The following is an 11505-nucleotide window of genomic DNA, read 5'->3' as shown; positions in this document are numbered from 1 at the left end:
TGATATTTCACGGCGACCTTGGCAGCGTAACGGTCGGCGCGGAGGTGCTGGAGCTGTTGAAAGCTTAGAAGCTTTGGAGCCTAGAGGGACAAACTTAATGTGAACATTTGCTTTCAGGACGATAGATAGGTATCGGCCTGATTCACGCAAAGAAGCTTCCACTGAACGGCATGGGCGTCCGGTGAAAGCTTCTTTGTTATGTCTATGGCAGCGCGGCGGGTTCAACCGGCTGCTACATTTCGTTGTGTCGACGCGTGACTTAGTTTTTCAGCGTGCTCGGCAGGCGCTTGATCATGTCCTCATCCGGCGTAACGAACAGGGTCCGCTGATGGTCATAAATAACGAAGCCGGGCTTTGACCCGCTTGGCTTGCGCACATGCCGGATGAGGGTACAGTCCACGGGCACGCTGCTGGACTGCTTGGCCTGGCTGAAGTATGCGGCCAGCTGCGCGGCTTCATTGAGCGTGGCGTCCCCGAAATTTTCTGCGCGTATCACAACATGCGAACCGGGAATGTCCTTCGTATGAAGCCAGGTATCGTTGGAGCCAGCAAGCCGGTTGGTCAGATACTCATTTTGCAGGTTGTTCTTGCCTACATAGATTTCCAGATTTTCCGAGGAAGTAAAGACCTGAAGCGTCGGACGGGCAGACTTTTTCTTCTTTTTGCCCCTCTTGCCCCGGTCGCGCAGATACCCCCCGCCCACCAGTTCCTCCCGGATTTCCTCGATATCGTTCAGGGAAGCATGATCCAGCTGCTGAAGCAGGCTATCCATGTAGCGGATCTCCTCGTGTGTCTTCTCCAGCTGCTCTTCAATGACCGCCAGGCTGTTTTTGTATTTATTGTATTTTTTAAAATAGCGCTGCGCGTTGTCCGACGGTGTAAGCAGCGGATCAAGCGGGATTACGATCTCCGTTTGGTTCTCATCGTAGTAGTTGACCAAGCGAGCCTCCTTGTCGCCCTTGGTCAAGGTATGGAGCGACGCGAACAATAGCTCGCCGCGAACCCTGTACTTCTCGGCGTCGCCCGCTTCCTCAAGATCCGCCTTCAGCTTGGCCAGCTTCTTGATGTTCTTGCTCCGTTCATTCGTCAGGAAGCGGATCAGGTCGCTCACCTTCTGCTTGACCGCATCCCGCTCGCCCTTATCGCCGAAATAATCCTCCAGACAGTGGCTGATGGTATCGTAATGCTTCGTTCTGCCTTCCAGCAGCTTTAACGGAACCGCCGAGAAGACGAGCTTTCCCTTGGCGTTCGTCCCGGTAACCGGCTCGAACCGATTCTCTCTGACCGGCTCCATAACGGATTCGAAGGCGTCCGCCAGTTGGTCGCCCGGGTGCGCGTCCGTCGAAGCAACGCCGGATTCTCCGGCACTTTGGCCTTCCTTCGCGCGCAGCGCGATTTCCTGCGCAATCAGCGGGCTGACGCCGCTGAAGGTATCGACGATCCACTGGGCGGGATCTTTGGAGGGGGGCTTCCGGACGCTTTTTCCCGAATGCTCCGCTTCCGTTCCCGAATCCGCCTGCTGCTCCCGTTCTGCTGCATCGGTCTCGGCATCGCCGTACAACCGCAGGAATTCGCTTCGCGAAATGTCCAGCGGATTATGCTTGTGCTGCTCCGGCGGCTGCGTGTACGCAAAGCCGGGCATGACGATCCGGTAGCTGCTGATCGCGGGCGTAACATGATGGATGCCGTCGATAATCGTACCCGCCAGGGCGTCGGTCAGGATAATGTTGCTGTGGCGTCCCATCAGCTCGATGATAATCTTCTTGGCCGAGACGTCTCCAAGCTCATCCCGCTGGCGGATATCGATATGAATGATCCGCTCCATCCCCACCTGGGTGATGGCCTCGATTACGCCTCCCTCGCAGTGCTTGCGCATGAGCATACAGAACATCGGCGCCTCCGGCGGATTCACGGTGCTTCTTTCCGTAAAATGCAGGCGGGGATAAGTCGGATTGGCCGACAAGAGCAGCTTGCCGCCGCCTCCGGCGCCCCTCAGCGTAAAAACAAGATCATGATCCCCGGGTTGATATATTTTACTGATCCGCTGGCCAATGCAGGCTTGAAGCTCCGCTGCTATGGCGCGGGTCACGATGCCGTCTAGTGCCATGATTTTAAATTCTCCTGTCGCTGGTAAAATTTCTTTCCTCTCTATGATGCCATACTTCTGCCGCCTTGCGCAAAACGAACAGGATAAGCCCGGGTGATAATTCGGGACGACCCCGAATACATTGGTCATGAACGGGTGGAAAAGCACTAACGCCGCCGGAAGTCAAGAAACGACCGGGAGGGGAAGGAGAGTCATGGAACAAACAAGTTGGCACCGGCTCAGCAGCGAGGAGCTGCAGAAGATATTCACGGTATCGCCGCAGCGGGGCCTTGGCAATGAGGAAGCTGAAGCAAGACGCAAGGAGAAGGGGCTGAACGAGCTGTCGGAGGGGACAAAAATCTCCCCGCTGACGCTGCTGCTCAACCAGTTCAAGGATTTCATGGTTCTGGTGCTGATGGGAGCGACGCTTGTATCGGGGCTGCTGGGCGAATATCTGGACGCGATCACGATTGTCGCCATTATCGTCCTGAACGGGGTGCTCGGGTTCGTTCAGGAGTTTCGCGCCGAGCGCTCGCTGCGGGCGCTTAAGCAGCTGTCCGCGCCTTCGGCCAAAGCGCTTCGGGACGGAACCGTGCAGCACATCCCGGCGAAGCTGCTCGTTCCCGGCGACATCGTGCTGCTCGAAAGCGGCGACCGGGTTCCCGCCGATGTGCGCTGGCTTGCATGCAGCGCGCTGTACTGCGAGGAATCGGCATTGACCGGGGAGTCGCTGCCGGTCTCCAAACACCCGGAGCCGATACATGCCGAGGAGGTTCCGCTGGGCGACCAGAAGAACATCGGCTTCATGGGCACGATGGTCACCCGGGGAACCGGCAAAGCGATTGTGGTACGCACCGGCATGGATACGGAAATGGGCAAAATCGCGGGCCTGATCCAGAGCACCGACGCTCAGGAAACGCCGCTGCAGCGGCGGCTGGAGCAGCTTGGCAAGATTCTGATCTACGTCTCGCTCGCCCTGACCGTAGTTGTGGTGCTTGCCGGGATTTTGCATGGACAGCCCGCGGTGGCGATGTTCCTGGCGGGGGTTAGCCTTGCGGTAGCCGCGATCCCTGAAGGGCTGCCCGCGATCGTCACCATCGCGCTTGCTCTCGGTGTGCAGCGGATGATCAAGCGCAAGGCGATTGTGCGGAAGCTGCCCTCGGTGGAGACGCTGGGCTGCGCGTCCGTTATCTGCTCCGACAAGACCGGGACGCTGACGCAGAACAAGATGACGGTTACCCGCGTGTGGAGCGGGGGGCGAAGTCTTGAAGTCACGGGGGAAGGCTACGCGCCGGTTGGAGCGGTTCTGGACAAGGGCAAGCCTGCGGATTTGAAGCATGACCAGAGCCTGCGGAGACTGCTGCAGATCGGCGCGCTGTGCAACAACGCGGAAATCTGCGAGACCGTTCCTGCCGAGACGAAGGCGAAACGCAAGGAGAAAGGCAAGGGAAAGGGTAGTGAAGGAGAGGCGGCGGCGCCTGCGGCACGGGTCTGGGAGCTAAAGGGCGATCCGACAGAGGGAGCGCTGGTGGTGCTGTCCGCGAAGATGGGGCTGACCGCCTCGTCGCTTGCCGCAACCTACGCGCGAGACAAGGAGTTTCCGTTCGATTCCGAACGCAAGCTGATGTCGGTGATCGTCACCCATCCCGGCGGCCGCATGATATGCGCGAAGGGGGCGCCCGACGTGCTGCTGAGCCGCTGCTCGTACATGCTGTGGGAGGGCCAGATTGTGCCATGCACGCCAACGCTCCGGCAAAAGGCGCTGGACGCGAATGAAGCGATGGCTTCGGAAGCTCTCCGGGTGCTTGGCCTGGCCTACCGGGAGCTGCGGCCGAATGAGCAGGCGGGTTCCGAGAAGGAGGCCGAAAGCCAGTTGATCTTCGCCGGGCTCGCCGGTATGATCGATCCCCCGCGAAGAGAGGTGCGGGACGCCATCAGCGTCACCCGGCGGGCGGGCATCAAGACGGTGATGATCACCGGCGATCACGGCACCACGGCCGAGGCGATTGCGGGTCAGCTCGGCATCCTCCAGCGCGGCGGCAAGGTGCTGACAGGCAGCCAGTTGTCGCGGATGGACGACGATGCGCTCGACAAATTGTCGGACAGCGTAAGCGTCTACGCCCGCGTCTCGCCCGAGCACAAGCTGCGCATCGTGAAGTCGCTGCAGCGTCACGGCCATGTCGTGGCCATGACGGGCGACGGGGTCAACGACGCCCCGGCCATCAAGGCGGCGGACATTGGCATTGCCATGGGCATTACGGGGACGGATGTAAGCAAGGAGGCTTCGGCGCTTATTCTGGGAGACGACAATTTCTCGACCATCGTGGCGGCGATAGAGGAAGGCCGAAGCATCTACGAGAATATCCGCAAATTCATCCGGTATCTGCTTGCCTCCAATGTCGGCGAGATTCTGACCATGTTCTTTGCCATGATGCTCGGCCTGCCGCTGCCGCTTGTGCCGATCCAGATCTTGTGGGTCAACCTGGTTACGGACGGCCTGCCCGCCATGGCGCTTGGCGTAGACCAGCCCGAGAAGGATCTGATGGAGCACAAGCCGCGCGGCGCCAAAGAGAACATCTTCGCCCGGCGGCTGGGCTGGAAGATCGTCAGCCGGGGCATTCTGATCGGGCTGTGCACGCTTGCCGCCTTCTGGCTTACCCTCCGCATAGCCCCGGAAGATCCGGCGCAATTGGTCAGAGCGCAGTCGGTGGCGTTCGCCACGCTCGTCATGGCCCAGCTCTTTCATGTATTCGACTGCCGGAGCTCGCGGTCCGTGTTCCACCGGAATCCGTTCCAGAATAAATATCTGGTGCTCGCGGTGCTCTCGTCCGTACTCCTGATCCTGGCGGTTATGTACATTCCGGTCCTGCAGCCGATCTTCAAGACGATACCGCTGGGCTTCCGGGACTGGTCGCTGTGTCTGGTTGCAGCCGGAATTCCCACCTTCCTGATGGGTGCGGGCAGCGTCTGGAGCGGGAAGCGGTACCGCAAGCGAGGGCGGGGCGGCAGCGGCGGCGGACAGACGATGCTGAAAAGTACAAAAATTTCGGCATAAAATTAATAGCTTTGTCCCTCTCCTTGCGGTATGCTTGTGGCAATTCATCGAAGGAGTGGACGAAGCATGGAATTTACCAAAATGCACGGACTCGGCAATGACTTCATTGTCGTATTCGGCGAGAAGTCGCTGCCGGGCAATGCGTCTGAACTGGCCGTTAAATTATGCAATCGGTTCTTCGGCATCGGAGCGGACGGACTCGTATATATTCTGCCCTCGGAACGGGGGGACTACATGATGCGGATTATCAATTCCGACGGCTCTGAAGCGGAGCAATGCGGCAACGCCATCCGCTGTGTGTCGAAATACGTGTACGACCACGGGCATGTGCAATCGGAGCAAATCGTCATTGAAACGATCGGCGCGGGCGAGCAGAAGGTCAAGCTGCAGGTAAAGAACGGAAAGGTGGAGACGGTAACGGTCGATATGGGCGAGCCCGTACTGTCGGGTCGGCAAATTCCCGTGGACATTGACGCCGAGCCTGTGCTGGGCCGGCCGATTGAGACGGACGGGAAGGAATTTGCCTTTACCGCCGTGTCGATGGGTAATCCGCACTGCGTGATTTATGTGGACGACGCCGTTTCCTTTGATCTGGCGACCTGGGGGCCGAAGCTGGAAGTTCATCCGCTGTTCCCGCGAAAGGTGAATGTCGAATTCGCCACTGTAAAAGACCGCGGACACATCGACATGCGGGTATGGGAACGGGGAGCCGGACCTACGCTGGCCTGCGGAACCGGCGCCTGCGCCACGCTTGTCTCTTCCGTTCTTAACGAAGTGAGCGACAGAGCGGCGTGGGTGAGCCTGAAGGGCGGCGATCTGTTCATCGAATGGAATGAAGAAGACAATCATGTGTATATGACAGGACCGGCCGAAGCGGTATTCACCGGTACAGTCGAAGTGTAACGGCCGCCGCAAGGCTGCATGCCTTGATCGGCAATGAAATAACCCCCCGAACGTTATAAGCTGGAGCTGGTATCTTATCGGCTCCAGCTTATTTGCTTTTCGTTGAAAGCGATCCCATTTTATAGACAAAGAAGCAGGAAGCACCGGCGCACGGATATGATCCGCTTCGTCAGGATTGGACAGAGGGTCCGCATAAGGTTGGAGATATCTGCAAATAATGGAAAGAGAACAGAAAAAAGGGGTGGGGGCATGAGCGCGGAGACATCTTCAAAAAGCGGTAAAACCGTCAGCGGAGCGGGAGAGGGTCATTCCCGCGCCGCCGTTGTCCGAGGGATATCCGAAGAGCTTGCCGAAACCCTGGACCGTATAGCCGGCGAGCTTGGAGGCAGTCCCGACCTGAAGATGCGCAAGCTGCTGATTGGTACCGCGCCGCCGGTTCAGGCGGCGGTCGTCTACATAAGCGGGCTTTCGGCTGAGGATTCCATCAACGATTTCGTGATCGGCTCCTTAATGAAGGTGAACCAGGCCCGGGAGCAGGCTCCCGACCCCGGCGGCGAATCGTTGATGGAATACGTCATGGAACGGGCGCTGGAGACGGGCGACGCCAGAATCAAAGAGGATTGGAATGATATTATCCTGGCGGTATTGTCCGGTGAAACTGCTGTATTCCTCAACGGATACGCCAGCGCCATCATATGCGATACACGCGACGAAGAGGGCAGGGCAATTGATGAACCCACGACCCAGCTTGTGCTGCGGGGACCCAAGGACAGCTTCGTAGAAACAATCGGGACGAATATCACCCTGATCCGCCGCCGAATCAAGACGCCCAAGCTGTGGTTTGAGCATTTGACCGTCGGCGAGGCGAGCAAGACGGACGTCGCGATGATGTTCATAAAGGGGACAGTCGACAAGAAGCTGGTCGATGAGGTTCGGTCGAGAATTAGGAAAATTAAAATCGATGCGGTCCTGGAATCAGGCTACATCGAAGAGTTGATTCAGGATAAGACATTTACGCCTTTTCCAACCATTTACAACACTGAAAGGCCGGATGTAGTGGCGGCGAATCTGCTTGAAGGCCGCGTGGCGCTTATCGTGGACGGGACGCCCTTTGTTCTGGTGCTGCCTGCGGTATTTCCGCAATTCTTTCAATCCCCGGCGGATTATTCCGAGCGTGTAGATATCGCTATTCTGATGCGCTTGATCCGGTACGGCAGTTTTATAATTTTACTGTTCGGACCATCCATGTATATCGCGCTGACCACATTTCATTATGAAATGATTCCCACGGTCCTGCTGGTCAGTCTGCTGGCGCAGCGTGAGAATGTCCCCTTTCCGGCCTTGATAGAGGCGCTGCTGATGGAGGGGGTGTTTGAAATATTGCGGGAGGCAGGCATTCGCATGCCCCGAGCCGTGGGCCAGACGGTATCCGTGGTCGGCGGTCTTATTCTTGGCCAGGCGGCGGTGGAAGCCGGCTTTGTCACTCCAGCTATGGTTATCGTCGTATCGCTGACGGGGATCGCAAGCTTTGCTATTCCCGCCTACAATATGTCCATTGCAGGGAGAATTGTCCGCTTCGGCTATATGATTCTTGCAGGCATGTTCGGGTTTTACGGAATCACTCTGGGCATGATCGTAACGATCGCCCATATGAACAGTCTGCGGTCATTTGGCGTCCCTTATCTGTCCCCTTTTGTTCCTTTGTCATTCCGTGAGCAGCAGGATACCTTATTAAGACTTCCGCTGTGGTTCATTCGGCCAGGGACTGTTTCGCCTACCCGTTCCGGAGAGAACCAGACAGATCAGGGCAAATTGATCGATTCGGGCCATGAAGACAACCTGTCCCCGGCGGTGCAGGCCAAAGGAAAGACGGGTCTCTTGGATTCAACAGAAGAATGAAGGGGGATGAGCAAAGTGAGACTGCAGCGGAGGATTGCCGCTATTGCCGTCTGCTGCCTGCTGCTGCTTGCCGGATGCTGGGACAGTGTGGAGCTGAACCGGCGCGCAATCGTTGCGGGCATGGCTATCGACAAAGGCCCGTCGCCTGAAAGGGAATATATGCTCTCATTTCAGATCATTGTAGCGGACGAGATAACAGGAAAGAACTCCAGGGGGAATTCTCCCGTCGTTCTGTATACCGGAACGGGCCGCTCTATGTACGAAGCGCTATCGAATGCTTCCAAGCAGATTGCCCGATTCTTGTCCCTGGGACATATCCGGGTGGTCATCATTTCCGAGGAGTTTGCCCGTGAGGGGATCAAGGGAATTATGGATACGCTTGAACGGGAGAGCGAGGCCAGGCTGACGAGCCTGATGTTCGTGGCAAGAGGCCAGATGGCCAAAGACTGCATGACGCTCATGACCGCGCTCGGTAAAATTCCGGCCAACGATCTGGTAGGCAAGGTTGAGAATACATCCAGTACCTTTGGCTATAATTTTCGGATGGAGGTCGACGACATCATACGCGGCATTCAGGTCCCCGGTGGCGGCGCGTTGATGAACGGCGTGTGGGTTTCAGGAGACAAAGAGACGGGCAAATCGAATGAAAACATGCATGATATTACTCCGGCCGCCATATTGAGGATATCGGGAATTGCCGCTTTTAAAGGAGATAAATTAGTAGGGTGGCTGGATAACGGCGAGGCGAGGGGAGTGGCTCTTCTGCAGCACAGGCTCACTCAGACTCCTGTTGTTGTTCATACAGACGGCAATTTAATTGTCTTTAATATATTCGACAATAGCGTTCATCTCAAAGCCCGAGCCGCTGATCCGGAGCATCCGGTTATTATGATCCGCATTACGCAGCAAGCCTCGATTAAAGAGTTGAACGGGAATCTGGATCTGATGAATCCGGACATGCTGAAACGGGCGGAGGCTGAATTGGAGGAAACGACCAAAAAGGATGTTGAGAAAGCGATTCAAATAGCGCGCAGCATGAATAGCGATTATCTGGGGTTCGGGGAAGCAGTAGAACGGTCCAATCCCAGAGGGTGGAAGAAGATTGAAGATCATTGGGACGATGTATTTGCCAGGTGCGAGGTGAAGGTGCAGGTTAAAGCCGTAACTCAAAGCACCGAAATGAGAAGCCGGTCTATGAAGATGCCGGAGTAACAGGGAGGTTCAGACATGGGCGAGGTCAGAATGGGAATCGTTCAGTGTTTTACATTGGCGATGCTGTTTGAATTGGGCACAGCCATGGTGGTAAATCTGGGGGTGGATACCGGGAAAGACGCCTGGATGTCCGTTCTGCTCGGCGGCATTGCCGGAGTCTTGCCGTTTATCGGTTATATTTATCTGTACAGGGCGTACCCGGATGATCCGCTAAGCCGTTATTCGCGCAAACTGCTGGGCAAATATCTTGGCGGATTGGTGGCGCTGCTCTTCATCTTGTCCTTTATGATGATGGCAGCCCGCGATTTGCGTGATGGCAGCACGATGCTGGTCATGGCGACAATGAACCGTACCCCAATATTTGTCATTAGTCTGATGATGATATTGTCGAGCGCCTATGTTGCCCATAAAGGCGTGGAGGTTCTTGCGCGGACTTCTCTGCTGTTTGCGGTAATCGTCATGCTGATCGGGGGCTTCTGCGGTCTGATGATGATCTTTTCCGGCAAAATCAATCTGCTTCGGATTCTTCCGCTGCTGGAGAATGGAGCTTGGCCCGTCCTCCGCTCCGTACTGGTCCAGAACTACATGTTCCCTTTCGGGGAAATGATTTGCTTCACCATGCTGATGCCCTATCTCTCCGACAGCCGGAGAGGGCCTTGGGTCATCGTAGCCTCGATGCTTTTTTCCGCCCTGCTGCTCAGTTTGACAACAGTGATGAACCTTTCGGTACTGGGCGCTGATATTGTCGCCCGCTCGCCTCTGCCGCTGATGCCGACAATCAGCAAGATTTCCATTTCCGATTTTATTCAACGACTGGATGTATTGGTGGTGATGGTCTTGATTATAGGAGTATTTTTCAAAATCACGGTCTTCTATGTAGCCGCGCTGGTCGGAATTTCGGATCTGTTCGGACTGCCTTACCGGACAATGGCCTATCCTGCTGCTCTGATTATCCTGTTTCTCTCCGTTATGAACGCACGCGGCTTTACAGAGCATCTCGACGAGGGCAAGCGGCTGCTGTATACGGTGTTTCCTGTTTTTACGCTGGCACTCCCCGCCTTGCTGATTATTATCGCCGCGCTCAAGCGTCACCGCTCGGCTCCGCGCCCGGATTGATTGCCGGTAATGAAGTGGATGATGTCCGGGATAATCAGGCAGAGAAGCAGGACTACCGCCGACAGCTTCTCTGCGGTGGAATAGAGCAAGTATCTCATAATAAAGAGAATATTGCCCGGGCCATACCCGAACATCCAGTCTATTAAATACAAGTATAGAAGTCCAAGCGTGCCGAGCAGAGCAATCGCGGCGTATTTTTTCAGAAGCATCTTTCTCGTCTTTTGTTTCATCTGTTTTGGCTCCCTGGCTTTTTTATCCTAGTATGGGGCAAGGAGACGCCAGTCATTCGCGATTTGCTGAATCTTGCTGTCGCTTTTGCCGGAAAGCTTATCTTTCCTTACGATTTATGTTACATTAGTATGAAACTAATGTCAGGGGAGGGTCTGCTCTGTGAAGCTCGATTTGCGGTCTGCCTGGGCCGCCAAGGTACTGGTCGGCGACGGGGCAATGGGAACCTTTTTGTATCAGAAAGGATTTCCCGTCGGCATTTCATATGAAGAATTGAATCTGACCTCGCCCGAGGTTATCGAGGAAGTGCATCGCAGCTATATTGCGGCGGGTGCGGAGCTGCTGGAGAGCAATACGTATTCGGCCAATTACGATAAGCTGTCCAAGTTCGGTCTGGAATCCAAGGTGGAGGAGATTAACCGGGCCGGCATCCGGATCGCCAGAAAGGCCGCAGGGAGCGGCGGGTATGTTCTTGGGGCTGTAGGGTCGATCCGTGCGGGCAAGCGCGCCAGTCTGTCGGCTTCCGAATTGAAGAAATACTTCGGCCAGCAGATCGGCGCGATGCTGGAAGAAGAGGCGGACGGCATCCTGCTGGAGACGTTCTACGATCTGGAGGAGCTGCATCTGGCGCTCCGAACCGCGCGGCAGCTAAGCGATCTGCCCGTGATCTGCCAGTTCGCCGTCGATGAAACGGCGATGACGATGGACGGGCTGGCGCTCCCGGAGGCGTTCCGCATTCTGGAAGAGGACGGCGCTGATATTATCGGCTTCAACTGCCGTACCGGTCCCATAGGCATCAAAAGAGCGCTCTCCACTCTTCAGGGCAAGCTGACGCTGCCGGTGTCGGTATATCCGAACGCGGGACTGGCCGACTATGTGGACGGCCATTACAAATACGGGGCTTCGCCGGAGTATTTCGGCGAGATGGCGCCGGTCTTCGCAGGTATGGGCTGCCGGATCATTGGCGGCTGCTGCGGAACGACGCCGCAGCATATCGCTGAAATTT

8 protein-coding genes are annotated in these 11505 nt (G+C 56.4%); 6 read left to right on the top strand and 2 right to left on the bottom strand.

The genetic code is table 11. From position 1 onward, the window contains the following. Positions 1–259: 259 nt before the first annotated feature. Positions 260–2107: an Rqc2 family fibronectin-binding protein gene (locus L692_RS0109720; RefSeq protein WP_025699394.1), complete on the bottom strand. Its 1848-nt coding sequence runs from the start codon at positions 2105–2107 to the stop codon at positions 260–262. Positions 2108–2300: 193 nt separating this feature from the next. Between L692_RS0109720 and L692_RS0109715 the strand changes: the two genes are divergently transcribed. The 5 genes from L692_RS0109715 to L692_RS0109695 all read left to right on the top strand — a co-directional run bounded on the left by L692_RS0109715 (position 2301) and on the right by L692_RS0109695 (position 10271). After that, positions 2301–5141 carry a calcium-translocating P-type ATPase, SERCA-type gene (locus L692_RS0109715; protein WP_025699392.1) on the top strand — a complete coding sequence of 947 codons (2841 nt, stop codon included), beginning with the start codon at positions 2301–2303 and terminating at the stop codon, positions 5139–5141. A 66-nt stretch (positions 5142–5207) separates the two neighbouring features. Next, positions 5208–6044: a diaminopimelate epimerase gene (gene dapF / locus L692_RS0109710; RefSeq protein WP_025699390.1), complete on the top strand. Its 837-nt coding sequence runs from the start codon at positions 5208–5210 to the stop codon at positions 6042–6044. A 249-nt stretch (positions 6045–6293) separates the two neighbouring features. Then, positions 6294–7943 carry a spore germination protein gene (locus L692_RS0109705; protein ID WP_025699388.1) on the top strand — a complete coding sequence of 550 codons (1650 nt, stop codon included), beginning with the start codon at positions 6294–6296 and terminating at the stop codon, positions 7941–7943. A 6-nt stretch (positions 7944–7949) separates the two neighbouring features. Further along, positions 7950–9155: a Ger(x)C family spore germination protein gene (locus L692_RS0109700; RefSeq protein ID WP_025699386.1), complete on the top strand. Its 1206-nt coding sequence runs from the start codon at positions 7950–7952 to the stop codon at positions 9153–9155. A 15-nt stretch (positions 9156–9170) separates the two neighbouring features. Beyond that, positions 9171–10271 carry a GerAB/ArcD/ProY family transporter gene (locus L692_RS0109695; RefSeq protein WP_025699385.1) on the top strand — a complete coding sequence of 367 codons (1101 nt, stop codon included), beginning with the start codon at positions 9171–9173 and terminating at the stop codon, positions 10269–10271. On the opposite strand, the gene L692_RS0109690 is transcribed toward L692_RS0109695, so the two are convergent. Continuing rightward, complete coding sequence (locus tag L692_RS0109690) at positions 10244–10501, bottom strand: hypothetical protein (protein WP_025699383.1); 258 nt, start codon at positions 10499–10501, stop codon at positions 10244–10246. The genes L692_RS0109695 and L692_RS0109690 overlap by 28 nt on opposite strands. Before the next feature lie 160 nt (positions 10502–10661). On the opposite strand from L692_RS0109690, the gene L692_RS0109685 reads away from it, so the two are divergent. Continuing rightward, positions 10662–11505, top strand: an 844-nt coding sequence (locus L692_RS0109685) for a homocysteine S-methyltransferase family protein (protein ID WP_025699381.1), incomplete at its 3' end; no start/stop codon positions are given.

The sequence above is a fragment of the Paenibacillus forsythiae T98 genome, assembly GCF_000520735.1.
Lineage (GTDB): Bacteria > Bacillota > Bacilli > Paenibacillales > Paenibacillaceae > Paenibacillus_AQ > Paenibacillus_AQ forsythiae.
Note: the sequence above shows the minus strand (reverse complement) of the source record. Positions and strands in the feature narration are given on the sequence as shown.

Coding starts and splice junctions, on each gene's coding strand:
- L692_RS0109700 (WP_025699386.1), top strand. CDS start 7,950: ATGAGCAAAGTGAGACTGCAGCGGAGGATTGCCGCTATTGCCGTCTGC.
- L692_RS0109690 (WP_025699383.1), bottom strand. CDS start 10,501: ATGAAACAAAAGACGAGAAAGATGCTTCTGAAAAAATACGCCGCGATT.
- dapF (WP_025699390.1), top strand. CDS start 5,208: ATGGAATTTACCAAAATGCACGGACTCGGCAATGACTTCATTGTCGTA.
- L692_RS0109715 (WP_025699392.1), top strand. CDS start 2,301: ATGGAACAAACAAGTTGGCACCGGCTCAGCAGCGAGGAGCTGCAGAAG.
- L692_RS0109705 (WP_025699388.1), top strand. CDS start 6,294: ATGAGCGCGGAGACATCTTCAAAAAGCGGTAAAACCGTCAGCGGAGCG.
- L692_RS0109695 (WP_025699385.1), top strand. CDS start 9,171: ATGGGCGAGGTCAGAATGGGAATCGTTCAGTGTTTTACATTGGCGATG.
- L692_RS0109720 (WP_025699394.1), bottom strand. CDS start 2,107: ATGGCACTAGACGGCATCGTGACCCGCGCCATAGCAGCGGAGCTTCAA.